This window comes from Flavobacterium fragile, from assembly GCF_023634865.1.
Taxonomy (GTDB): Bacteria; Bacteroidota; Bacteroidia; order Flavobacteriales; family Flavobacteriaceae; genus Flavobacterium; species Flavobacterium fragile.
In genome coordinates this window covers 74,774-101,232 of the sequence record NZ_JAMLJN010000009.1, presented here as the reverse complement: position 1 = coordinate 101,232, position 26,459 = coordinate 74,774, and the positions used below count along the sequence as shown (strand labels likewise).

Annotated in this window: 22 protein-coding genes; 9 read left to right on the top strand and 13 right to left on the bottom strand. The window is 33.5% G+C overall.

Annotation, left to right across the window (positions count from 1 at the left end; translation table 11 throughout):
* The coding region (locus tag NAT47_RS10780) for a beta strand repeat-containing protein (protein ID WP_408610609.1) at nt 1-5,327 on the bottom strand (5,327 nt) is incomplete at its 3' end.
* A 734-nt stretch (nt 5,328-6,061) separates the two neighbouring features.
* Between NAT47_RS10780 and NAT47_RS10775 the strand changes: the two genes are divergently transcribed.
* Nucleotides 6,062-6,601 (top strand): PsbP-related protein, encoded by a 540-nt coding sequence (locus NAT47_RS10775; protein ID WP_250582640.1) that lies wholly within the window; start codon nt 6,062-6,064, stop codon nt 6,599-6,601.
* 83 nt (nt 6,602-6,684) lie between these two features.
* Here the strand turns inward: NAT47_RS10775 and NAT47_RS10770 are convergent, their stop codons facing one another.
* Nucleotides 6,685-6,918 (bottom strand): hypothetical protein, encoded by a 234-nt coding sequence (locus NAT47_RS10770; protein ID WP_250582638.1) that lies wholly within the window; start codon nt 6,916-6,918, stop codon nt 6,685-6,687.
* 60 nt (nt 6,919-6,978) lie between these two features.
* A complete protein-coding gene (locus NAT47_RS10765; RefSeq protein ID WP_250582636.1) occupies nt 6,979-8,142 on the bottom strand; it encodes a THUMP domain-containing class I SAM-dependent RNA methyltransferase in 1,164 nt (387 codons plus the stop codon).
* Between the two features lie 145 nt (nt 8,143-8,287).
* Here NAT47_RS10765 and NAT47_RS10760 point away from each other — a divergent pair, with 145 nt between their 5' ends.
* The 7 genes from NAT47_RS10760 to NAT47_RS10730 all read left to right on the top strand — a co-directional run bounded on the left by NAT47_RS10760 (nt 8,288) and on the right by NAT47_RS10730 (nt 12,518).
* Nucleotides 8,288-9,052 carry a class I SAM-dependent methyltransferase gene (locus tag NAT47_RS10760; RefSeq protein ID WP_250582634.1) on the top strand — a complete coding sequence of 255 codons (765 nt, stop codon included), beginning with the start codon at nt 8,288-8,290 and terminating at the stop codon, nt 9,050-9,052.
* Nucleotides 9,052-9,786 (top strand): ZIP family metal transporter, encoded by a 735-nt coding sequence (locus tag NAT47_RS10755; RefSeq protein ID WP_250582632.1) that lies wholly within the window; start codon nt 9,052-9,054, stop codon nt 9,784-9,786. Before NAT47_RS10760 ends, NAT47_RS10755 begins: the two co-directional genes overlap by 1 nt.
* Before the next feature lie 66 nt (nt 9,787-9,852).
* Nucleotides 9,853-10,233, top strand: coding sequence for a PH domain-containing protein (locus NAT47_RS10750; protein WP_250582630.1), 381 nt, complete (start codon nt 9,853-9,855; stop codon nt 10,231-10,233).
* A gap of 4 nt (nt 10,234-10,237) precedes the next feature.
* Nucleotides 10,238-11,056, top strand: a complete 819-nt coding sequence (gene murQ / locus NAT47_RS10745) for an N-acetylmuramic acid 6-phosphate etherase (RefSeq protein ID WP_250582628.1) — start codon at nt 10,238-10,240, stop codon at nt 11,054-11,056.
* The gene (locus NAT47_RS10740; RefSeq protein ID WP_250582626.1) at nt 11,057-11,293 is read left to right on the top strand and encodes a DUF6095 family protein; all 237 of its coding nucleotides are present in this window, start codon (nt 11,057-11,059) and stop codon (nt 11,291-11,293) included. It abuts the gene before it with no gap.
* Nucleotides 11,294-11,323: 30 nt separating this feature from the next.
* Nucleotides 11,324-11,710 (top strand): DNA topoisomerase IV, encoded by a 387-nt coding sequence (locus tag NAT47_RS10735; protein ID WP_250582624.1) that lies wholly within the window; start codon nt 11,324-11,326, stop codon nt 11,708-11,710.
* A gap of 34 nt (nt 11,711-11,744) precedes the next feature.
* Entirely contained in the window at nt 11,745-12,518 is a 774-nt protein-coding gene (locus tag NAT47_RS10730) for a TerC family protein (RefSeq protein WP_250582622.1), read from the top strand.
* 155 nt (nt 12,519-12,673) lie between these two features.
* On the opposite strand, the gene NAT47_RS10725 is transcribed toward NAT47_RS10730, so the two are convergent.
* The 10 genes from NAT47_RS10725 to NAT47_RS10680 form a co-directional block, all read right to left on the bottom strand.
* Nucleotides 12,674-14,347 carry a formate--tetrahydrofolate ligase gene (locus NAT47_RS10725; protein WP_250582620.1) on the bottom strand — a complete coding sequence of 558 codons (1,674 nt, stop codon included), beginning with the start codon at nt 14,345-14,347 and terminating at the stop codon, nt 12,674-12,676.
* A gap of 108 nt (nt 14,348-14,455) precedes the next feature.
* Entirely contained in the window at nt 14,456-17,164 is a 2,709-nt protein-coding gene (locus NAT47_RS10720) for a DNA gyrase/topoisomerase IV subunit A (protein WP_250582618.1), read from the bottom strand.
* Nucleotides 17,165-17,192: 28 nt separating this feature from the next.
* Nucleotides 17,193-17,687, bottom strand: a complete 495-nt coding sequence (locus NAT47_RS10715) for a hypothetical protein (RefSeq protein WP_250582616.1) — start codon at nt 17,685-17,687, stop codon at nt 17,193-17,195.
* Nucleotides 17,688-17,732: 45 nt separating this feature from the next.
* Entirely contained in the window at nt 17,733-18,833 is a 1,101-nt protein-coding gene (locus tag NAT47_RS10710; RefSeq protein ID WP_250582614.1) for a PDDEXK nuclease domain-containing protein, read from the bottom strand.
* 41 nt (nt 18,834-18,874) lie between these two features.
* A complete protein-coding gene (locus tag NAT47_RS10705) occupies nt 18,875-20,728 on the bottom strand; it encodes a DNA topoisomerase IV subunit B (protein WP_250582612.1) in 1,854 nt (617 codons plus the stop codon).
* A 159-nt stretch (nt 20,729-20,887) separates the two neighbouring features.
* Nucleotides 20,888-21,559 carry a TIGR02117 family protein gene (locus NAT47_RS10700; RefSeq protein WP_250582610.1) on the bottom strand — a complete coding sequence of 224 codons (672 nt, stop codon included), beginning with the start codon at nt 21,557-21,559 and terminating at the stop codon, nt 20,888-20,890.
* A complete protein-coding gene (locus NAT47_RS10695; protein WP_250582608.1) occupies nt 21,556-22,224 on the bottom strand; it encodes a hypothetical protein in 669 nt (222 codons plus the stop codon). The genes NAT47_RS10700 and NAT47_RS10695 overlap by 4 nt, the downstream gene beginning before the upstream one ends.
* A 108-nt stretch (nt 22,225-22,332) precedes the next feature.
* Nucleotides 22,333-23,427 carry a redox-regulated ATPase YchF gene (gene ychF, locus NAT47_RS10690; RefSeq protein WP_250582606.1) on the bottom strand — a complete coding sequence of 365 codons (1,095 nt, stop codon included), beginning with the start codon at nt 23,425-23,427 and terminating at the stop codon, nt 22,333-22,335.
* A gap of 141 nt (nt 23,428-23,568) precedes the next feature.
* Nucleotides 23,569-24,768, bottom strand: a complete 1,200-nt coding sequence (locus NAT47_RS10685) for a hypothetical protein (RefSeq protein ID WP_250582604.1) — start codon at nt 24,766-24,768, stop codon at nt 23,569-23,571.
* Between the two features lie 122 nt (nt 24,769-24,890).
* Nucleotides 24,891-25,241: a 4Fe-4S dicluster domain-containing protein gene (locus tag NAT47_RS10680; protein ID WP_250582602.1), complete on the bottom strand. Its 351-nt coding sequence runs from the start codon at nt 25,239-25,241 to the stop codon at nt 24,891-24,893.
* Between the two features lie 110 nt (nt 25,242-25,351).
* On the opposite strand from NAT47_RS10680, the gene NAT47_RS10675 reads away from it, so the two are divergent.
* The gene (locus NAT47_RS10675) at nt 25,352-26,425 is read left to right on the top strand and encodes an acyl-CoA reductase (RefSeq protein ID WP_250582600.1); all 1,074 of its coding nucleotides are present in this window, start codon (nt 25,352-25,354) and stop codon (nt 26,423-26,425) included.
* Nucleotides 26,426-26,459: the final 34 nt, after the last annotated feature.

The following is a 26,459-nucleotide window of genomic DNA, read 5'->3' as shown; positions in this document are numbered from 1 at the left end:
ACATTAGTAGAAGAAACAAACGTTGTAGTAACATCTGATGAATTAACTGGCGTTCCGTTTAAAGTATCGTTTGCAAGTACATTGGCTACCGCCGTACCTCCTACAAAACCATTAATTAGTGTACCAGCATCATTAATAGCATCAATTGGAGCTGTTGTTACTGTTACACTTACAGTCGCAGTATCACAATTCGTTGGATTTAATACCTCACAAATTTGGTAAGTTAAAGTGTAAGTTCCTGCTGGCGTACCTGGTGCAACTTGAACACTTGTACCAGATAAAGTGACTCCTACATTAGTAGAAGAAACAAACGTTGTAGTAACATCTGACGAGTTAACTGGCGTTCCGTTTAAAGTATCGTTTGCAAGTACATTGGCTACTGCCGTTCCTCCTACAAAACCATTAACTGGTGTACCAGCATCATTAACCGCATCAATTGTTCCTGAGGTTACCGTAACCGTTACCACTGCTGTATCGCAATTAGTTGAATTTAATACCTCACAAATCTGGTAAGTTAACGTATAAGTTCCCGCTGGTGTGTTTGGTAAAACATCAACACTACCATCTGGGTTAAGTACTAAGTTAGAATTTGGTGTTACTGTTGTTAATATAACATCTGAAGGAACTACCGCTACTCCATTTAGAGTGTCATTGGTAAGTACGTTCACCACATTTATTGAACCTGAAGTACCATTAATCGGACCTGCAATGTCCGCAACCGCATCAATTAAACTCAAACAGTTAAGAGTTCCACCAGGACCATCATTACTGTTTGTGGTATCAACAAACGCTCCATAAACATTAATGTTATTGATGGCACCAACTAAAGAAATAACAGATATTCTTATTTCATCAAAAGACGAAGTGGCATAGAATCCAATATTATAAAGTCCGGGTTCATTGCCTAGAATTGGAGCAATTAATGAAAGATTTAACAATTGCGCCCCAGATTTTGTCTCTTTTAATACACCATTATCATAAGTAGAAATAGTAATAGAATTTAATAAATCTAATTCAATTATATTATTTAAATCTTTAATGGTAAAACCAGCAAATGTTCCAACTGGATAAGTATATAAATTATCATGTACCGCTATAGAACCTGTAGCAGCTACACCAACACTCAAATATATATTTGCATAATCTGTAGTATTAGAAGACAATACATTTTGAGCATTATCCACTTTACAATCTACACACGCTACACCAAAAATTCCTGATTGAGCAGTATCAATAGTTACTGGAAAGTTTGGATTTGTCCAAGCATAAGTTTGATCACACGTTATAGTAGCAGCACAAAATTTTTCAAAAATTGGCGCATATACTTGAGTAGAACCTAAGGTAACTAAAGCTGTATTCGTTAAAACAAGTTGAATCTCATCAAAAGATTGGGTAGTAACAAATCCTATTGTTCTTCTGCTGCCTCCTTGCAATAAATCGGTTCCAACAGCAATTAAAGCTCCTGAACCAGACTTAGATTCTTGAAGTGTTCCGTTTAAATAAGTTACAACCTGAATTGCATTTAAAGCATCTACACTAAGTAATGAAGGGTTCTCAATATCAAATCCAGCAAAATATCCAGCTGGATAATCTGTAATTTGATCTTTAACCGAAATACTTCCCGTTGAACCAACGCTCGCAGTTAAATTAATAGTTGCAAAGTTGTTTGGATTAGAATCGATAAGATTTTCTGTATTTGTAACCGAACATAAAGCACAAATCAAACCATCGTATCCTGTATTTTTTCCATTAATATATAAAGGATAGGCTGGAGAACTTAGTACCGCAGGAGTGTTACAAGACAAATCTGAACCTACACAAAATTTTTGAAAAACAGTGTTAAATACTTTTGTAGAACCTAAATCTACTCCAACTACTTGATTAATTGAAAGTCTTACCTCATCAAAAGATTGTGTAGAAACAAATCCTACTTTATGACGTCCGGCCGTACTTAAGACGGGTGCATTCAAAAGTAAATTATTACCCGAAAATTGTTCGGCTTGTACGCCATCTAAGTAAGTGGTTAATGTAATATTACCAAGTAAAGATAGGTCTACAAATAAAGGGTTCTCAACTTCAAAACCTGCAAAAGTACCTGAAGGATAATTTGTGATTTGATCTTTAACCGAAATACTACCCGATGCTAAAACACCTGCTGTTAAATTTATGGTTGCATAATCACTTGCATCTGCACTAATTACATTCTCAGTATTACTTACAGTACCTAAACCAATACCAGATATACCCGTACGATTACCCTCAATACTAACAGGGAAAACTGGTAAATTTAGTGCCGTATTGGTATTACAATCCAATGCAGGACCCGCGCAATAATTTCTTATAACTGGATAATAAACATTGGTAGAAGTAATTACTCCAGCTAAACTACTAAAACTGATTTCTATTGCATCAAAGGATTGAGTGGTATTAAATCCTACAACAAAATTAGTAGGGTCACCAAGTAAATTTAAATTTAATAAATCGGCTCCTGCTGATGTTTCTCTTAAAACTCCATCAAGATAAGTACGCATCGTCATGCTATTAATCAAGTCTAAAGATAATAAGCCATTCGTTGGAGCAATTCTGTATCCAACAAATAAGCCTGCATCGTAATCAGTATTGGCATCTGTAACTCTTAAATTATGAGTAACACCTAGCCCTATAGCAGTAGTCACAGTTGCATAATTAATCAAATTAGCATCAGCAATAGCATTAATATTAGAAACACCACAAACTCCAGGAACACAAATACCTGTTGTAGAGGTGGTAGCTGAAATAGCATCAAAAGTATTAGAGGTAAAAGGAATTGGAACCTCACTATTACATTCTAACGTTCCTGAAGAAACCAAAACATTTACAGTAGCGGTACTACAATTCGATGGATTGATAACCTCACATATTCTATAAGTCAACGTGTAATTTCCTATAGGAGTATTAGGAGCTACCATAACATCAGTTCCCAATAAATAAATATTAGGACTGCTAGATGAAACTTGAGTAATTACTACTTCGTTTGGATCAACTGCAACACCATTTAAAGTGTCATTAGCTAAAATATTAGAATACGCCGTTGCGCCTGTTGTTCCATTAGCAGGTACTCCATTTTCATCATTAGCAACAATTGTGGCACATACTAACGAACCTCCGCTAGTTGCAGATGTCTCTATAAAAGCACCATAAACATCAATATTATTAATAACTCCAACAAGTGAACCCACCGTAATTCTAACTTCATCAAAAGGCAAAGCGGTTTTAAAACCTACGTTGTAAACTCCCGTACCTGTTCCCAAAATAGGAATAGCTAATGTAAGTCCTAATAATTGAGATCCATTTTTAGTCTCTCTTAAAATACCATCCAAATATGTCGATATAGTGATAGAATTTAACAAATCCAATTCAACTAAATTACTTACGTTATTAATGGTAAAACCGGCAAATGTTCCAGCTGGATAAGTAGAAAGTTGATCAACTACAGCTAATGAAGCAGTAGAAGCAACTCCAGCCGTTATAGCAATTGAAGCATAATCGGTTGTATTAGGAGTCAATACATTATTCGCATTATTTACAGCACAAGCTACACAAACTGCTCCCTCAATACCTGTTTTAGTTCCATCAATAGTAACTGGAAAAGCAGGATTTATTAAAGCATACGATTTGTTACATTCTATTGTAGCTGGACAATATTTTTGAAATACCGCTTCATATACATTTACACTTCCTAAACTAACAGTTAGCAAATTAGTAACCGTTATTTTAACCTCATCAAATGCAGTTGAGGAAATAAAACCGATGGTCTGCTTACTAGTTCCTACCAACAAGTCAGTCCCTACAGTTGCCAATCCAGAAGTTCCAGACTTAGTTTCCTGCAATACACCGTTCAGATAAGTACGAATCGTAATGGCATCCAATGCATTAACATTTAATAAAGCAGGATTTTCTATCGTAAATCCAGCAAAGGTTCCTGCTGGATAATCTGTAATTTGATCTTTTACTGCGATACTTCCACTATTGCCGACACTTAGAAGTAAATTAATTTGAGCGTAATTAGAAGGATTTTCATCAATTATATTTTCTGTATCAGTAACGCTACACGAAGCACATACTAAACCATCAATTCCTGTGTTAGCACCATCAATAAATACAGGATAGGTAGGCGCTGATACTGCCGTTTGAGTATTACAATCCAATGCTGGACCCGCACAAAATTTCTCAAATATTGATCCATAAACTTTTGTATCACCTAAATTTAAACCAACAACTTGATTAATTGAAAATCGCACTTCATCAAAAGATTGTGAAGATACAAAACCTACTTTAAAACGCCCAGTATTATTCAATAAGGGTACATTAACCAAAAGATTATTCCCAGAAAAAACTTCTTGTTGAACCCCTTCTAAGTAAGTGGTTAAGGAAAAGTTTCCTAGTGCCGAAAGATTAACCAAACTAGAATTTTCAATCTCATAACCAGCATAAGTTCCCGCAGGATAATTCGTAAGTTGATCTTTAACCGATATACTAGCCGAGCCTGCCACTCCCAACGTAAAACTAATAGTAGCAAAGTCTGATACGCTTGATGAAATAACATTATCTACGTCAGAAATTGTAGCAACACTAACCCCTGAAACACCTGTATGTGAAGGCTCAATACTAACTGGAAATAACGGCAAATTTAGTGCCGTATACGTATTACAATCCAATGCAGGACCCGCACAATATTCTCTAATTACTGGATAATAAACATCTATAGAATTTAACAATCCTACTAAACCACCAACCGAAATCTCTATCGCATCAAAATCTTGAGTAGTGGTAAATCCTACAACATAATCTCCCGTACCATTCAACAGCCCAACTCCTAAAAGCGAACTGCCTGAGCTAGTTTCTTTCAAAGCGCCATTTAAGTAAGTTCTAATAGAAATAGAGCCTAGAACATCTAACGTTAATGCACCTGTTGGAGCAATTCTGTAACCTACAAATTTACCAGCGGAATAATCAGTATTCGTATCGGTAACTCTAAACTCAACCGAACCGCCAACTCCTATTGGAAGTGAAGCTGTAGCAAAATTATTTAAATCACTATCTACAAGTCTTCCAGGATTAGAAGCCGAGCAAAATAAACAAATACCACTTGTAGAACCAGTAGCAGTTAAATTTCCAAAAGTTGAATCAATAAATGGAACCGGTGTTTCCGAATTACATTGTGAAAAAGAAGCACCTGAATGTAAAACCAAAAGATAAACCAATACTAATTTTACATTAGCAACGAACCATTCTCTTAATTTACCGTTTGATTTAATCAATGAAGAAGTAAAATAATTTTCTATCATATTACAGAAAGAGTTAAATTTCACATAGTGCTTAAAACAAAATCAAATAATCTAAAGAAAGATTCTGGTTTGTGATTAAAAATGTGAAATCAAATGTTAGTTAAAATATAAATAAAAAAATATGTAAAAAAGTAATTATCAATTACTTATATGTAAAAGTAAAATACTTATGATTTAAAAAATTTTACAACAATTAGGTTAGGTAAAAAGGCTAAACACCTCATTTAAAAGTATATAAAATTTTAATATTTAATTATTTAGTACAAATTTATAATTTTTTAACACAAATTAATTAACAATATCTTAAGATTTGATTAATTCTTAAATAAATAGAACTAATCTAAATTAAATTAAGCGATTGTAAACCAATGAAATCTAATGATTTCATCTAAAAAAATAAAATCTTTCTTATTTTTTTACAAATAATTTGAATTTTTCTCAAACTAAAAACCCTTTAATCACTAGTTATTATTATGGTGTTTGTTAATGGATAGCATTTCTGTAATTACCCAACCGTCTTTACGTGTTCTGCTTTTAGGATAGGCTTGGTCTTGGTCATAGCCAATACCTAAATTCTATGACAAAAAACAATAAAAAATTCAAAATTTATATTACAAATTTACAAGTGCTCATAGTTAGCGTATCTCTAAAACTTTTCATTATATTTGTATATATTCAAAACATCACAATATTACAGATACCTTAAACTGAATAAAACAATAACTAATTAAAACATGATAAAAACATTAACTTCTTTATTGCTAATTTCTTATGTAGCTGTAGGTCAAAATAATGTAGAACAAACATCAAATACAACCAATTGGAAATCACTAGACCATCATAGCTATTCTATCAAATATCCTTCTCATTGGGAATTGAACGAAAGTGGAGAGATGGGAACCAGTCTTATCATACTTTCTCCGTTAGAATCAGAAAAAGACACATTTAGAGAAAACGTAAACCTTCTAATTCAAGATTTAACCGGACTCGATATTGATCTTGATCAATACACCAAAATATCAGAAGATCAAATGAAAAGCATGTTTACGAATTACACTTTGATTGAAAACAAAAGAATTAACAAAAACAATGACGAGTTTCACAAAGTAATTTATGTTGTAGATAATGGGTTTTATTTATTACAATTTGAACAATACTTCAGGGTTTCCGATGATAAAGCATACGTTTTAACTTTCACAAGTGAAAAAGAAAAATTTGAAACCTATAGGGTTACAGGTGAAAAAATTTTAAATTCATTCTTATTAAAAAAATAAGCTCGAATATCATCGAGCTCATGTACAAGGTAATAAAGAATAAAATTCTTTAATCTGTAAGATTATATTTGTAATAAATTTTATTAGCCTACCTCTTTTACATCTTTAAGAAACAACCATTTCATAAAGATTTTTTCACCACCTTGAGTTTTCATCGCTTGGAATTTTGGAGCTAAAATCAATGCCACCATAAATCCCGTCATAGGTATCCAAAAACCATTCAAATGGGTAAACTCATCTACCAAATATAAAGTAGGTAAATAAATCACCACAAAACCAAAGAAGTTGTATAAAAATGCTTTAACTTTCTTGCTCATTGTTTATGTTATTTAATTGTTGAACTAATTTCTGAACACTAAAAACTGAACACTGAATACTTATTCTTCCGTATTCATGTATTTTCCTTTCTTACTGCCTTCGTACATTTCGTATTTCACCAAACGGGCTTCTAACTTTCCATTGAAAAGTTTAATTTTTCTACTCGGTTTCAAGCCTACAAATTTTAATGCTTCTAAATTTGCAGTAATAAACCAAGCATTGGTATTTGGATAGTGTTGTTTTAGCGTATCCCCAATTTCTCTGTAAAAACGTTCCATATCAATATCCAAACGCTCTCCATAAGGCGGATTGAATACCATGTGTAGTGGTCCTTCGGTTTCTTTTTTAGAATCGAAGAAGTTTTCATTAGTAATGGTTATGTATTCGTCTAAATTGGCATTACGAACATTATCTTTAGCTTTAGCTACAGCACTTGGTGCTTTGTCATAACCTTTTATTGTATAATGAAATTCGCGTGTTTTCTTTAATAAGGATTCCAAAATATCATCAAATAATTCGGCATCCCAATCTTTCCATTTTTCAAAAGCAAATTCTTTTCTGTTAATGTTTGCCGGAATATTACAAGCAATCATCGCTGCTTCCGCCAAAATAGTTCCAGAACCGCACATAGGATCTAGAAAATGACTCTTTCCTTCCCAACCGGATAAAATCAACATACCAGCAGCCAAAACTTCATTGATAGGCGCAATGTTGGTAGCACTTCTATATCCTCTGTGATGCAGCGACGCACCAGAAGTATCCAAAGAAACCGTTACGGTGTCTCTATCAATATGCACGTGAATTTGTAAATCAGGAAAATCTTTGTCAATACTAGGACGTTTTCCTTTTACTTCACGAAATTGGTCCACAATCGCATCTTTTGTCTTTAAAGCCACAAACTGACTGTGATTGAAATAATCCGAATGCAAAGTAGTTTCTACTAAAAACGTTTGATGTTCGTTTAAATAATCCGACCAATCAATTTTTTTAATGCCTTCATATAAACTTTTATCGTTGAAAGCTTTGAAGGTTTTAATGGGTTTCAAGATTTTTAATGCTGTTCTTAAAGCTAAATTGGCTTTATACATGAAACCTTTATCGCCCATAAAACTGACTACTCGCGTACCAACTTCTACTTTTTGAGCGCCTAAAACCTGTAATTCTTTAGCTAATATTTCTTCAAAACCAAAGAACGTTTTAGCCGTCATTTTAAAATTTTCCATTTTCTTTTCTTTAAAATAGTAATTTCCTTTTCCTTACTATTGTTAATCATTGATTCCCAAATTAGAAATCAATATTCCTATTTATTGAATTATCGTACAAAAATACATTAAATTTGCAAGTTCAAAGATATCAATATCGTTTAAAATGTCAGAAAAGAATAATACAACTCATTCATCAGAGAACCAAAATACTTCTAACTGGTTCGAATCTTGGTTTGATACCAAGTACTACCACATTTTATATAAGGAACGTAACGACGAAGAAGCTCAGTTACTAATGGACAATCTAACGCATTATTTAAACCTTCCTGAAGATGCTAGAATTTTAGACTTAGCTTGTGGAAAAGGACGTCATGCCATATATTTAAATTCGTTAGGATTCGATGTAACCGGAATAGATTTATCGGAAAACAGCATCAAAGAAGCGTCAAAATTTACCAATGAAAAACTACATTTCAAGGTGCACGACATGCGCGAAATGTGTAATGAAAAATACGATGCCATTTTTAATTTATTTACCAGTTTTGGCTATTTTGAAGATGATGCCGACAATTACAAAACCATCAAAGCCATCCATAATAGTTTAACGGAAACCGGTTTTGCAGTAATTGATTTTATGAATGTGGACTATGTAATTGAAAACTTAGTGGCCGATGAAGTAAAATCGGTAGACGGAATTGATTTCCACATCAAACGCTATTACAAAGACGGTCATATTTTCAAAGAAATTTCATTTGAAGACCAAGGTCAGCAATATCATTTCACAGAAAGAGTACAAGCCCTTCGTTTAGAAGATTTTGAAAAAATGATGGAAGAAGCAGGCATTTATCTTTTAGACATTTTTGGCGATTATAAATTGCGAAAATTCTATAAAAACCAATCAGAACGTTTAATCATGATTTTCAAATAATGCAATATATTATCACCTTTTCAGCCGTAATTATTGGCTTTTTGTTCGCATTACTTCTAAAACCACAAAAAAAGAAAAACATCAAATTGTTGTTGGCTTTTAGTGGTGCATTTTTATTATCACTAACGGTTTTACACTTACTTCCTGAATTATTTAGCGAAGGACACAGCCATGTTCACGAAGGCGAAGAAGCACATACCACTTTACCTGTTGGCGTTTTCATCATGATTGGAATTTTATTCCAAATCTTATTAGAATTTTTCTCAAAAGGAGCCGAACACGGTCACGTTCACGTGCATACCGATGAACATAACGAATTGCACCATATTCCGTGGTTGTTGTTTATTAGTTTGTGTATACATGCTTTATTAGAGGGATTTCCAATTCACAATAATCAAAATTTAGCATACGGAATTGCGGTTCACCACTTACCTATCGCTATTATTTTAACTTTGTTTTTCGTGAATGCCAAAATGAACAAAATGATGATTTTTGGTTTTATGTTTACATTCGCTTTAATGACTCCAATGGGAACATTTTTAGCCGAAAAAATGCATTTTGCCCAACATTACGCTAAAGAAATATCAGCTATCGTAGTAGGAATTCTTTTTCATATTTCTTCTACTATCATTTTTGAAAGTAACGAAGGACACAAGTTCAATTTGGCCAAGATAACCATGATTGTGATTGGATTTTTATTGGCATTTGTAATTGAAATGGGACATTCGCATTAATCTTACTTAATCATAATAACATTAGTAGTTTTTAATTAAATTTGAAGAACATTTAAAACAATCAATATGGGAATTTTTTCTGCCTTACTTGGAAATGCAGGCGCTGTAAATCAAGAAACTTTAGTAAAAGATTACGGCAAACTTTTAATTACAAGTGAAGAAATCGAGTTAGGTTTCAAACTGATTCGCGACACCTTTATTTTTACCAACAAACGATTAATATTAGTTGAAAAACAAGGAATTACAGGTAGTAAAATCGAGTACAAATCCATCACCTATAAAAGTATATCACGTTTTAGTATAGAAACTGCAGGAACTTTCGACTTAGAAGCCGAATTGAAAATCTGGGTTTCTAGTGAAGCGCATCCAAGTGTGGTGAAACAATTTAATAAATCAGTTAATGTGTATGATGTGCAGAATGTTTTGGCGCATCACGTTTTAAAATAATCGCATGAACTTTACCAAAACCACCGAACAAGCATCCAAATACGAACATTTAGAAAAAATGTCGGTTACCGATTTGTTAACGAATATCAACAACGAAGACAAAACTATACCGCTAGCTGTTGAAAAAGCGTTGCCACAAATTGAAAAATTAGTGACTGAAATCGTTTCGAAAATGAAACAAGGTGGTCGCTTGTTTTATATTGGAGCAGGAACTTCAGGACGTTTAGGAATTGTAGATGCATCGGAATGTCCGCCAACTTTTGGTGTTCCATTTGATTTGGTAATCGGAATTATTGCAGGTGGCGATACAGCCATAAGAAAAGCGGTAGAATTTGCTGAAGACGACCGAGAACAAGCTTGGAAAGACTTACAACAATGGAACATCAATGAAAACGATGTTGTGGTTGGAATTGCCGCTTCGGGAACTACGCCTTATGTTATTGGTGGATTAGAAATGTGCAATCAAAATAATATCAGCACCGGAAGTATCAGTTGCAATGCGGAAAGTCCGTTATCAAAAGCGGCAAAATTTCCTATTGATGTGGTAGTAGGTCCAGAATTCGTAACTGGAAGTTCACGAATGAAAGCTGGAACAGCTCAAAAGTTAGTATTGAATATGATTTCAACCGCGACCATGATTCAGTTAGGACGTGTTAAGGGGAACAAAATGGTGGATATGCAATTAAGTAATACCAAATTAATTGATAGAGGAACTCGAATGATTATGGAGGAAATTCCAGTTAATTATGAAGAAGCCAACGAACTCTTAAAAACGCACGGCAGTGTTAGAAATGCAATTCAATTTTACCTAAATTCAAAATAAATGGCAACCGATAAAAATGTATTAGTGAAAGGAATCAAACTTTTGGCCGGTGCTTTACCGCTATTGTTTTTGGGACCCATAATCATAAATAGTGCTTTCAAAAACGAAAAAAATCCCCTCTATCCTTACGTTTTAGCATTAGGGATTATTGTAGCAATAGCCGCCATGTACTTAATTTATAAAGGCGTTAATACCATGGTAAAAAGCATGTTTGATGGTGATAAAAACAATCAATAACAAGTTCAATATCAATTTCAAAAATTAATTATGAAATTCAAAATACAATATTCTATTTGCAGTTTATTATTACTTACTTTGCTAACTTCTTGTTACAATCAAGAGCGTAATTGTACTGATTTTAAAACGGGTAAATTCATTTCAGAAACCGAAATCGAAGGTAAAAAATATACAAGTACTTTTGAACGCAACGATTCTATTCAAATTGAAACCTACGAAGGAAAAATAGATACTTTCAAGGTACGTTGGACAAACGATTGCGAATATGTGATTCAAAACATCAATCCCAAAAACCGCGAAGAGAAAAAAGCAGTTCAAATGAAAATCTTGACTACCAAAGACAATACTTATACTTTTGAATATTCGTTTGTGGGCGATTCAAAAAAACAACGCGGTACTGTAACAAAAACAAATTAGTCACGTATAACAAGCTTTAAAAACACAAAATAAAATGGAAGTATTTTTAAATCCAGATGCCTGGATAGCACTTTTAACCCTAACTTTTTTAGAGATTATTTTAGGTATTGACAACATTATCTTTATCTCAATCGTAACAGGAAAATTACCCGAAGCAGATCGAAAAAGAGCTACTCGATTAGGTTTAGGTTTAGCTATGTTCATGCGTATTGCTTTACTTTTCGGAATTACCTTATTAATTGCCATGAAAGAACCTTGGTTTGGTTTCGATTTTGGTTGGTTCAAAGCTGAAATTACAGGTCAAGCCTTAATTTTATTGCTTGGAGGATTGTTCTTAATTTATAAAAGTACCAAAGAAATCCACGAAAAAGTAGACCACAAAGGTGAAGAAGAAAAAGAATTAAAAACCTCTGCCGCAAAATCATTCGGAAGCGTAATTGGTCAAATTCTACTTATCGATTTAATTTTCTCAGTAGACAGTATCTTAACTGCTGTAGGAATGACTAACGGTGTCGAAGGCGCTTTAACGATTATGATCACCGCAGTAGTAATTTCGGTTGGAGTTATGATGTTATTTGCTGTTCCAGTTGGAAATTTCGTAAATGCAAACCCATCTATCCAAATCTTAGGTTTAGCTTTCTTAATCCTTATCGGATTTATGTTAATCACCGAAAGTATGCACTTATCACATGCCGAATTAGTAGGACAACATGTAGGCGCGGTTCCAAAAGGATATTTATACTTCGCTATTGCTTTCTCATTAGGAGTGGAATTTTTAAATATGAAAATGCGTAAAAAAGCGAATTAAGATTAGGAACGAATGGTTCGGGACTTATCAGAATACCATATTCCTGCTATACATTACAATAAAAAATGGTCACTTCGAGAAACTCAGTGACCATTTTTTATTTTCATTCCTATCTGGGTTAGACAGGAATTGTATTGTTTACTTGTGTCAAAACACTAAGACAATCCCGTAATTCTTCCTTCGTTATCAATATCAATTCGTTCTGCGTTTGGAACCGCTGGTAAACCTGGCATTCGCATTACTTCACCTAAAAGCGGTACAATAAATCCAGCACCACTAGCGATTTCAAACTCACGAACCGTAATATCAAAATTCGCAGGACGACCAATTAATTTTTCATTATCGGAAAAACTCGCTGGTGTTTTCGCCATACAAATAGAGAAGTGACCAAATCCTAAATCGTTAATCATTTTCAATTGAGCTTTCGATTTTGGAGAAAACTCAACTGAATTCGCACCATAAATATTTTTAGCAACTACATTAATTTTATGTTCAATACTATCCGAAGGCTGGTACAACGGTTGGTAATTAGCCGTGCCTTTTTCAATTTCTTCAACTACTTTTTGCGCTACTTCTGCCGAACCTTTTCCACCATGAGCAAACGCAGTACTTACAATAGCGGTTACTCCTTTTGTAGCACACAATTCTTTTAATTTGTCATATTCCGCTTGCGTATCATCTGGAAAAGCGTTGATGCAAACCACAGGATTCAATCCAAATTGCTGCATGTTTTCAATGTGTTTTTCCAAATTGCAAAAGCCTTTTTCAATGGCACTTACGTTTTCCGTTTTAAAATCTTCCGCTGCTAATCCCGCATGATGTTTGATGGCACGAATTGTTGCTACTAAAACCACAGCATCTGGTTTTAAACCACTTTGTTCACATTTGATATGAAGGAATTTTTCAGCACCTAAATCGGCACCAAAACCTGCTTCTGTTACTACGTAATCACCAAGTGACAATCCCATTTTGGTTGCAATCGCTGTATTCGTTCCTTGTGCAATACTCGCAAATGGTCCACCGTGTAAAATCGCTGGATTTCCGTCGATCGTTTGCACTAAGTTAGGTTTAATCGCGTCTTTCAATAACGTTGCCATGGCTCCTAATACATTCAAATCGCGAGCGAAAATAGCTTTTCCATCTAACGTTTTCCCAACAAATATATTTCCTAAACGGAATTTCAAATCTTCTAAATCTTTTGCCAAGCATAAAATCGCCATCACTTCCGAAGCGGGTGTAATATTGAAACCATCTTCACGCATGGTACCATTCGCTTTTGCTCCTACTCCAATAATAATTTGACGCAACGAACGGTCATTCATGTCCATTACACGTTTCCACGCAATAGATTTTGGGTCAAGATTTAAAGAATATTTCTTATTTTGTAAATTGTTATCAATCACCGCCGAAAGTAGATTATTCGCTTTTTCAATGGCAGAAAAATCACCTGTGAAATGCAAATTGATGTCTTCCATGGGTAACACTTGCACATAACCACCACCAGCAGCGCCACCTTTTAATCCAAAAACAGGTCCAAGTGAAGGTTCACGTAAAACGGCAATGGCTTTTTTACCGATGTAATTCAAACCATCCGTCAAACCGATTGACATCGTAGTTTTTCCTTCACCATATTTCGTTGGTGACATAGCAGAAACTAAGATCAGTTTGCCTTTTGGATTTTCTTGTTGTAAGTGTAAAGGTAATTTGGCTTTGTACTTGCCGTAAAATTCTAAATCGTCTTCTGATATGTTGATTTTTTTGGCAATATCTTTAATGTGAGACATCGTTGCATTTTGAGCAATTTCAATATCTGATGGAAATGTTGACATGTTGTTGTGTTTTAATTTGGAGCGAAATTAAGGGTTTTATTTGGTATGAAAAATGATAAAAATCAATAAAAAAAACCTGCAAAGTAAAAAACCTTGCAGGTCAGAATTTTATTCTAAAGACAACGTAATTTGTCCGTCATCGTCTAATTCAATGTTGAAATCTTGAATATCGTTTCCTTCCTCTGAAGCTTCATTAGTTGTAGTTTCTGGTTCCTCTAACACTTCTTCATACGGAAGCGGATCCAAAAGATTAATCTGTTTTATTTTATCTGTAGTTAACTGATTTCCTAACGCTTTGATTCCTTTTACTGCAATGAATTGTTCTAAATCTACCACTTGGTTTTCTTTTTGAACGCCTTTCACTTTAGCAAAAATAACTTCGGCAACTGGTCGCCAATCGGTAGAAACGATTTCCAATTGTGATTTTTCGTGTTCGGAAATAAAGATTTCTTCTTTGTTTTCGTTTTCAATTAAGAAACGTTTTACAAAGTAACGTTCTTTTTCGCCATCAAAATAAATACACGAAATCGGTTTGTTTGGATTCCATTTTTCCAACACAATCATGTCTTCTTCAAAATGGGTAGAAAGTTCTGGAATAATGGTTTTTACTTTTCCTGACTGGTTGATAATCAACAAGCGGTCGTTTGGTTTAAATTCGCCTAACAATTCTCCTCTTCCATCAACATTTAAACGTTGCACCGTATCATCAAACCAAACTTTTCTCGGACGTAAAGTGGAAATTCCTTTTTCTTTTAGTTCGATTTTTTTGATTGGGTATTTCGTAACGGTATTTCCACGAGAAGCTCTTCCTTTGATAGCAATATCGGAAAAATCGACATCCCATTTCAGTTTTTTAACGCTTCCTACTTGGCGTAATAAAATTGTAACAACTTCTGCTTCTCCATTTGGATTGGCTGAAAAATACGATACCATAGAACCAGGTTTTTCTTGCGTCAAATCATAAAATTTATCACGAGTAACTCCAGAAACATTGAATCGCTTGATAAACGTAGAACCGTTTTTACCATCACGATACATCATGTTGTAAATGGTACGTTTGTCGTTTTTATCGAATACGGCAACATGAATAATATCTTTACCAATGAACTTTTTGTCATCAATTTTGGTAACCATCATTTTTCCATCGCGTAAGAAAACGATAATGTCATCTATGTCGGAACATTCGCCAACGTATTCATCTTTTTTCAAGCCCATTCCTACGAAACCTTCTTCTCTATTCACATAGAATTTTTGGTTACGCAACACCACTTTCGTAGCTTGAATATTGTCGAAATTACGTAATTCAGTTAAACGTTCTCTTCCTTTTCCGTATTTGTCTTTTAAATTGGTGAAGTAATCCACCGCATAATCAATCAAGTGATCCAAATGATGTTTCACTTGCTCAATTTCAGCTTCTAATTTCGCAATTGCATCATCCGCTTTATCCGAGTCAAATCGTGTAATACGAATCATTGGAATTTGCGTCAATCTTTGTAAATCTTCATCTTCAATTTCTCGAATTAGAATGGTTTTGAAAGGCTCAAATCGATCGTACATGTATTTGTAAAGCGATTCTCTATCTGAATACAATTTAAAGTCGATGTACATTTCTTCGCGAATGAAAATCTTCTCTAAATTAGCAAAATGCCATTTCGCTTCGAGTTCGTCCAATTGAATTTCTAATTCTCGTTTTAAAATATTCAACGTACGATTCGTAGAAATCTTCAAAATATCGGAAACACCAATAAACAATGGCTTGTTACAATTTTCGATAACACAGCCTAAAGGCGCAATGGACAATTCACAATCGGTAAACGCATATAGCGCATCAATCATTTTGTCTGGCGAAGTTCCCGGTTGTAAATGAATTACGATTTCAACCTCAGCCGCCGTATTATCTTCAATTTTCTTGATTTTGATTTTCCCTTTTTCGTTGGCTTTCAAGATACTATCAATCAATTTCGTGGTATCGGTTGAAAACGGAATTTGGGTTATCACCAAGGTATTTTTATCTAGTGGCGCGATTTTAGCCCTCACGCGTACACGAGAACCTCGCATTCCATCGTTGTAATTTGAAACATCGGCAATTCCAGCAGTTGGGAAATCTGGAAAAAGTGTGAAAGGTTTTCCTTTTAAAATTTTAATAGACGCATCGATTAACTCATTGAAATTGTGAGGCAAAATTTTAGTTGATAAACCTACCGCAATTCCTTCGCCACCTTGCGCTAACAATAATGGGAATTTTACAGGTAAATGAATCGGTTCGTTTTTACGACCATCGTAGCTCAATTGCCATTGGGTAACTTTTGGCGAGAACAACACATCGTGACCAAATTTTGAAATTCGCGCTTCGATGTAACGAGGTGCTGCGGCTCCGTCACCAGTTAGAATATTTCCCCAGTTTCCTTGACAATCAATCAATAAATCTTTTTGCCCGATGTTCACCATAGCGTCACCAATACTCGCATCTCCGTGAGGATGATACTGCATGGTGTGCCCAATGATATTCGCTACTTTGTTGTAACGACCGTCATCTAACTCTTTCATAGAGTGCATAATACGACGTTGTACGGGTTTGAAACCGTCTTCAATCGCAGGAACGGCACGCTCTAAAATCACATAGGAAGCGTAATCCAAGAACCAATCCTTGTACATTCCTGTAACTTTGGTAATGGTATCTTCTGGATTTTCGTTGTTTTCGTAAAAATGATGTCCCGTTGACACGTGAATATCCTCAAAACCTTCCTCTTTTTGAGGTTGGTCTTGATTTTCTAAATTGTCGTCCTCTGGGATGATGTTATCTTCTTCGTCTTTCATATTTACAATTAACTATTTATAGTTATTGCTAATTATTATCTGTAAAATGTTTTATTCCAAATTCTTTAAACAGTACTTCAAATTCTACTCCTTTTTCCAATGAAAAATTTAAAATTCCTTCCATGTTTTTAGAAGAATCATAAGTTCCACATTCGATGCATAATTCAAAGTAGCCATAAACCTTATTATTTTCATCAAAACAAACAATCAAATGTCTTGGTTCATAACAAGCAGCTTGAGTGGCAATTCCTAAATTAATTTCTTTGAATGCATCAATTAATTTATTTTTTTGCTCTTCATTTAATCGAATTCTATCTTTAATATATTTTTCTTTAAAACTGATTCTTTCTATGATTAAATGCAATTCACTCGTTTTAAATCTATCCTTTTCCTGCCAATTTGTTCTACTTGGATAAGATACTATTTCAACCCTTTTTACTTTAGAGAAAAAATCATCTACTTTTTGATTTTGATCACACTGATATTTTCCAATGAGAAAAAGTATTACTAAAAGTAATATCAATATAAAAACTAAGATAAATTTTAAAATCTTTTTCCTCATTGTAATCTATCCTTCAATCACTCGTTTAAAATCTTCCTTACTTGGTAAAATGGTTTTGTATTTACTGGCGAAAATTTGTTCGTTATCTTCGGGTAAAGTATATTCTACTAATAAATCGCTTTTGTTTTGACAAAGTACAATTCCAATAGTTTTGTTTTCGCCTTCCAAACGCATTTCTCGGTCGTAATAATTCACATACATTTGCATTTGACCTAAATCTTGATGTTTTAAATCGCCAATTTTTAAATCAATTAGCACAAAACTTCTCAAAACACGATTATAAAATACCAAATCTACTCTGAAATGTTTTTCATCGAATGAAATTCGTTGTTGTCTAGCTACAAAAGCAAATCCGTGACCTAATTCTAATAAAAAATGTTCTAATTTATTAATGATTTGTTCTTCTAAATCAGATTCTGAATACTGATGCATTTCAGGCAAACCTAAAAATTCCAAAATATATGGGTCTTTGATGATATCTTTTGGTTTTTCAATGATTTGACCTTCTTTGGCTAATTTCAAAATTCCTTCTTTGTCTCTACTCAAAGCCAATCGTGCATATAAAGCGGAGTCGTATTGACGTTTTAATTCTCTAACACTCCAATTATTCTTCTCGGTTTCAATTTCATAAAAACTTCGCTCATTTTCATCTACGATTCGCATTAGAAAAAGATAATGCGTCCAGGTGAGCTTAAAAAATGAGATAAGAGTATGATGATCAAACTTTTTGAATTCCACAATCAGTGATTGTGGAATTGTAGATTCAGATTCCACAATCACTGATTGCGAATTTTGAATTTGTGAAATCCGCAACAATGTCTCAGATTTCGAATAAATCATGTAAAATTTACGAATTTGTTCCAAATTACTTAAAGAAAAACCTTTCCCAAATTCCTTAGTCAATTGCTGCGAGAGTCCTTTTAAAACTTGTTTACCGTAATCTGCTCTTACTTTTCCGTTTTGTTCTTCTTCAACAATCATTCTTCCTATTTCGAAATAGGTAAAAACCATTGTTGAATTTACGGTACGCAAGACTTGTTGCTGTGCATTTTTTAATAAAACAGCAACTTGTTGGAATAAATTGGTATTTTGAACTTCTTTTGACAAATGTTTATTTTTTTCTCAGATTATGAAACTTCGTGTTACCATTACTTCTCAACAACATCCAACTCCACTTTCAAATTGTTGATGATAAAATCTTGTCGGTCTGGGGTGTTTTTACCCATATAAAACTCTAACAAGGTTTCAATCGTAGTGGCTTTATCTAACATGACGGGATCTAAACGAATGTCTTGCCCTATGAAGTGCTTAAACTCATCTGGCGAAATTTCTCCTAATCCTTTGAATCGGGTGATTTCTGGTTTTGGTTTTAGTTTTTCGATGGCGTTAACTCGTTCTTCTTCGCTGTAACAATATATCGTTTCTTTTTTGTTTCGTACACGGAATAATGGCGTTTGTAGAATATACAAATGTCCGTCTTTGATCAACTCTGGGAAAAACTGCAAGAAAAACGTAATCAACAACAAGCGAATGTGCATACCATCCACATCGGCATCGGTTGCGATTACGATATTGTTATAGCGCAAATCTTCCATCGATTCTTCAATGTCTAATGCGGCTTGCAATAAGTTGAATTCTTCGTTCTCGTACACGATTTTTTTCGTCATTCCATAAGAATTCAGAGGCTTTCCACGTAAACTGAACACCGCTTGTGTATTTACATCACGACTCTTCGTAATCGAACCTGAAGCCGAATCTCCCTCGGTAATAAAAAGCGTACTTTCTAAACTTCTAGGATTTTTAGCATCGGTTAAATGCACACGGCAATCACGTAATTTTTTATTGTGTAAACTTGCTTTTTTAGCACGTTCTTTGGCTAATTTTCGAATTCCTGAAAGCTCTTTACGTTCTCGCTCGGCTTGTAAAATCTTACGCAATAACGCATCGGCTACTTCTGGATTTTTATGTAAGAAGTTATCTAAATTCGTTTTAATGAAATCATTTACGAACGTACGAACCGTTGGACCATTCGGACCAACATCTGTGGAACCTAATTTGGTTTTCGTTTGTGATTCGAAAACCGGTTCCTCCACTTTTACAGAAACCGCAGAAACAATCGATTTACGAATATCAGAAGCTTCGAACGGTTTGTTGTAAAATTCTTTGATGGTTTTTACAATCGCCTCACGGAAAGCCCCTAAATGCGTTCCTCCTTGTGTGGTATTTTGTCCGTTTACAAACGAATGGTATTCTTCTGAATATTGTGATTTACTGTGCGTAATAGCAACTTCGATATCATCACCTTCCAAGTGAATGATTGGATACACCATATCTTCAGCCGAGATATTTTCCTCCAATAAATCTTTCAATCCATAATCCGAAACGTATTTTTCACCATTGTAATAAATCGTTAAACCGCGATTTAAATAACAATAGTTTTTGAGCATTTTGATGATGTACTCGTTTCGGTATTTGTAGTTTTTGAAAATCGTATCATCGGCAACGAAAGAAACTTTGGTTCCTTTACGTTTTGTAGTTTCTTGAATATCCTCTTCCAGCGTCAAATTTCCTGCTGAAAACTCTGCTGCTTTTTGTTGGTTATCACGAACCGATTCTACTCGGAAGTAATTCGAAAGTGCATTTACAGCTTTTGTTCCGACACCATTTAAACCAACTGATTTTTTGAATGCTTTGGAATCGTATTTTCCTCCTGTGTTCATTTTGGAAACAACATCAACGACTTTTCCTAACGGAATTCCTCGACCATAATCACGAACGGTTACCAATTTATCTTTGATAGTCACTTCAATGGTTTTTCCGGCACCCATAACGAATTCATCGATACAGTTGTCCATAACTTCCTTTAACAGAATGTAAATACCATCATCAGGCGATGAACCGTCACCTAATTTTCCGATATACATACCCGGACGCATACGAATGTGCTCTTTCCAATCGAGCGAACGTATGTTGTCTTCGGTATATTGATTTTGCTCTAACATAGACAGATTTTGGATTTTGTGCAATATAGCATTTATCTCCAAAATTTAGAAGCGAAAAACCAATAAGTTATTGACAAAATGCGGTTGACAAGAGCAAGTTCAAGAGCAAAAATAAATTCAAGTTCAAGAACAAAAGAGGAAAGAGGAAAGACTTTTTAACTACTTATAATGCCTAAAAATCCCACTATCTGAAATTGTCCAAAGGGCGGCTTTTTGATTGGCTGCTTTTAAGGCTTGGTTTGCCCAAGAATTGCAGGTGTAAAAAAGCGAATAGCTTCCGTTGGCTTCATAAAAAACATCGTGTTTTCCATAAACGGCATTGGTTTCAATTTTCAGGAATTTACCTGATTTAGTTTGGAAAGATTCATTAATAAATGCAATTAACTTTTTATAATTTTCTAACGAAATTTGAAGCTTTTTACAAGATTGGTTCTCTTTCAAATGTTTATAAAAAGTCACATGCATTGCTGACGAACTCAAACCTGAAGCCGCTTTTATAGCTGTACTTGCTTTTAAGTCAGCCCAAGTGGGAGTTTCTAAATAAAAACCTTTATCGCCCCAGCCTAAAGCTACATATTGATATGTGGTATCTTTTGATTTCGTATGTTCAAATTTGAGTTGGGTTGACCAATCGTGATGTTCATTTTTAATTGGCAAAACGATATCGGTATGCACACCGTTTGTTAGAATGTAAATTGGGATTTCTTCTTGATTTACAGTCACATCTTCATTTACAGAAACAAAAGACAATAAGGTTACGATTAACAAATACGCAAATAATGATAAAATGAAAATGGCGAAATACTTTAGTAGTTTTTTAAGGATTTTCATTTTGAAATTTTCTTGTATTTTGATTCATAACCAAAGTTTTTAATTTCAAAAAATCTCTTAAATTCAGACCTTGATGGAGAAATCAGATACGTTGTAGAATCTAATTGCTTGGATTTTATTTTAGTAATCGAATCCATTTTTCTTAAATCATCATCAGAATATAAATATTTGATTACCAATTCATTTTTACCCAAATAAACTAATTTTGTTTGCCAATAAATAGAATCTTTTTCACTCAAAACCAACTTACCGTTGATTCGTTTTGCTTTTTGTTTATCCGAAAAGACAAAAAAAGTATCAATCTGTTTTTGAGAGAATTCGATAGAATCACCTATTACTTTATCTTCTAAAAAAGTAGCTTCATCTTTGAACTTATATTTACCATTAACTTTCACTAATTTATCAGCAATGGAATCTAAACTATTTTTATGAATTCGGAATTTAAAAAAACTTTCTTCTTTAATCATTCTTTTTGAAACATTCAAATAAATAGAATCTTCATTTACATACAATCCTAAATATTTATTTGGAATTGAATTTAACTCTGAATCATTTATAGGCTGTGGTTCTTGATAATAATATGTGTTACCAATAGGGTGTGCTGCTCGTTCTTTGCAAGAAAAAAATAAGAGCATTGAAGCTAATAAAATTAAAAAGTTTTTCATGATAGTTTGTTTTGTTTTGCCATTGCAAATGTTATGCCACAAAAAAACCGCTGAATTGCTTCAACGGTTTTCTATTTTTCTATATTCTGTTTTCTATGTTCTCAGGAATTACACATTAAAACGGAAATGCATCACATCGCCGTCTTTCACAATGTATTCTTTTCCTTCTACTCTTAATTTTCCAGCTTCTTTTACTTTTGCTTCTGAGCCATAATGTGAAAAATCTTCGAATGCAATAACTTCTGCACGGATGAATCCTTTTTCAAAATCGGTATGGATTACTCCTGCTGCTTTTGGCGCTGTATCTCCGATGTTGATAGTCCAAGCGCGAACTTCTTTAACTCCAGCTGTGAAATACGTTTGTAATTTTAATAATTTGTAAGCCGCGCGAATTAAAACTGCCGAACCTGGCTCTGTTAATCCCATATCTTCTAAGAATACTTGACGCTCTTCGTAGCTTTCTAATTCGGTAATATCAGCTTCTGCTCCTACTGAAAGAATAATTACTTCCGCTTGTTCGTCTTTTACTAATTCTCGAACTTGGTCTACATATTTGTTTCCATTAACTGCTGAAGCTTCGTCCACATTACAAACATATAAAACTGGTTTTGTGGTGATTAATTGGAAGCTTTCTAACATTTCTTCCTCATCTTGATTCTGAGGAACTACGGTACGAGCTGATTTTCCTGCTAATAAAGTTTCGCGAATTCTATCTAGTAATGCTTTTTCAGCTTGCGCTTCTTTATTTCCTGTTTTTGCTGCACGATTGGTTTTTTCCAAACGTTTTTCAACCGTTTCTAAGTCTTTTAATTGTAATTCAATATCAATCGTTTCTTTATCGCGAATTGGATTTACATTTCCATCCACATGAACAATATTATCATTATCAAAACAACGCAAAACGTGAATAATAGCGTTACATTCTCTAATGTTTCCAAGGAATTGATTTCCTAAACCTTCTCCTTTACTTGCTCCTTTTACCAAACCTGCAATATCTACGATATCCACTGTTGCCATTTGAACACGCTCTGGTTTTACCAATTCCTCCAAACGAGCAATACGTGGATCTGGAACGTTTACTACTCCAATATTAGGTTCTATAGTACAAAACGGAAAGTTAGCACTTTGCGCTTTTGCGTTTGATAAACAATTAAATAAAGTTGATTTTCCAACGTTTGGTAATCCTACAATTCCTGCTTTCATATCTATTTGATATTTTTTATTAAGTGATATGTAACGCAAAGCGTTTCATTCTGAATGTAATTTTTAAAAGTGCGCAAATATACTTTAATCCAAATTAGTATCAAAGTATTAAATAATTTGAATAAAATTATGGTTGGTCAACTATTCGTTTGAGTTTTCTTCTTCATTAAGAATTTCAGTATCAGGCTTACCCAGTTGTTCAATGATATTTTTTTCTTCATCTGTTGAAACGAAACCCGATGCTACATCCCAATAATTCGTAAAAAAAGAAGTATTTTTATTTATTAGAGACTTACCTTTGAAAACATTTCTATCCCCATATTCAAAAGTTTTTTTATTGAAATCGGTAATGACCATGTGATTTTTTACTTCAATTTTACGCTCTTTATTTTTATAGCGCTTTTCAAATCCAATAACCTCTTTTGAATTGGCTAGATAATAGTAATTTCCATCTTTTCTGAATGTGTTTTTAAACTCTAACTTGTACACTTTTCGAGAAGCTAGCAATCCTTCTTTATACATTTCCAATCGATCTTGATCTACAAAGGAGCTTAATTCTAAAATTATCTTTTCTTTTGTATCATATAGAATCCTAAAGTTTGATAAAATTCCTTTAGAATCAGGAAGTGGAGTAATTTTTAAAACTAAATAATTTTCATTAGGTGGATAAGTTTTTAAGGTGAAATCATAATTTTTTCTAGCTCTATTATCTAGTACTTCATCCAAATATTTGAATTGGTAATAATTTTCGATGATATTATTCAAATCGTATCCTAAAATAGTAGTATCAAAATCATTATCTAAAAATCCGACAGCTCTATTTTGTTCTACTAAAATATCTGTTTTAATGTTTTTATCATTCCCTAAAATTTGAAAATTAATTAAACCATCATTGAAAAAGATAATTTTATCATCGCGCTTATAAAATTCATGTAAATAAACTTTCAAACTTATAGGTAAGGTAAGCCTTCTTTTGGAACTTTCTATAATACGCATTAAAATTTCCTGAGGATGGTCTTTAGTAATTATAATATCCTCTAATTGCTGTGTAATTGGTTCCAGATAAATGGTAATCTCTTTTTGATTGAAAGCGGAATTTTTTACATTTAATTTTTTATAGGAAGTATGAACAAATTCTAAATCTGATGATTTTTTGAGACTGATTATAGCTATGCCTTCTTTATTGGTTAAAAACCCTTGATTTGATTTAACTGCTGTTATAGTAACATCCTCAATAGGTAAATCCGTATCAAAATCTTTCACAAACACAGTAAATTCAAGGTTTTGTGAAAAAACGAAAGAAGAAAACAAACAAATAAAAAAAGTAAGTTTTTTTATCATAAAAAACTGATTTTCAATCAAATTTATAAAATTATAATTAAAAAAAACGTTTTTTAGTGGAGAATAAACAAAAAAAGAGAACTATTTTTGATAGTTCTCTTCATGATAAGAAAAAAAAATACTTATTCGTTGTGCAAAAATGATTGTCTGTTTAATAAGGTTTCCTCACTTTCTACATGATTGTCATCGGGAACACAACAATCAACAGGACAAACAGCAGCACATTGAGGTTCTTCGTGAAAACCTTTACATTCTGTACATTTTCCAGGAACAATGTAATAAATATCGTCCGAAATTGGTCGTTGTGCTGCATCAGCATCTACTTCAGTTCCGTCTGGTAAAATTACCTTACCACTTAATTTTGTACCATCTTTCCATCTCCAATCATCAGCACCTTCATAAATTGCTGTATTTGGACATTCTGGCTCACAAGCCCCACAATTAATACATTCGTCTGTTATTATAATTGCCATGATTCCTTTTGTATTTAGAAATTAGAATTCAGAAAAACGTGATATTCTAATATTATGATTAATTTTGCGCTACAAAAATACAATGTAAACCAAACATAAACAAGTTACAAATGTTACAAAGTGAAATAAAATCGAGTTTTGTTGAATTAGGGAATTTCTTACGTCAATTTTCTGAAGAAGGAAATGTTAAATCGGCATCGGTTTTACAAAACGATTTGTTCTTTGATAACTTTGCTTCATTAATTGAACTTTCACAATCGCACAACGGTTGGTTTACTCCAGAACAAGTTTTATATAGCATTCAATCTTGGGCGAAAGCTTTAACTGAAGACAACCTAAATCAGTGGCTTTCCAAATACGATTTTTCAAAAATTGAACCTAAAAAAGTAGGCTTAATTCTAGCTGGAAATATTCCGTTAGTGGGTTTTCATGATTTTCTTTCGGTTTTGATTTCAGGTCATGATGTATTGGTAAAAACCTCATCAAACGACCAACATTTATTAAAATTTTTAGCAAATTATTTGATTGCTGTCGAACCCAAACTTAACTCAAAAATAACTTTTGTTGAAGGCAAATTAGAAGGTTTTGATGCCGTAATTGCTACAGGAAGTAACAACACAGCTCGCTATTTCGAATATTATTTCAAAGACAAACCGAGTATCATTCGCAAAAATAGAAATTCGGTTGCGGTTCTAGATGGAACTGAAAGTTTAGAGAATTTAGTAGTTTTAGGTGAAGATATTTTCCGCTATTTTGGTTTGGGATGTAGAAATGTTTCTAAACTTTTTGTTCCAAAAGGCTACAATTTTGATAACTTTTTTAAAGCGATGTACGAATACCGCGATGTGATTCACTACGAAAAATACGCCAACAATTACGATTACAACAAAGCGGTTTTCTTGATGAGTAATTTCCAAATTTTAGACAATGAATTCATGACAATTAAAGAAGATTCGAGTTATTCCTCTCCTATTTCTTCTGTATTTTATGAATTCTATGAGAATTTAGAAGATGTCAAAAACCGATTACAAAATGATGCAGAGCAGATTCAATGTATTGTTTCTAATAATTTGATTCCAAACTCAGTAGCTTTTGGTCAAACCCAACAACCTAAACTTTGGGATTATGCAGATAATGTAGATACTCTTAAATTTTTAGTTGAAATTGGATTAAAAAATTCATAAAAAAAAGGACTAAAAAAAACATATTTATTACTAA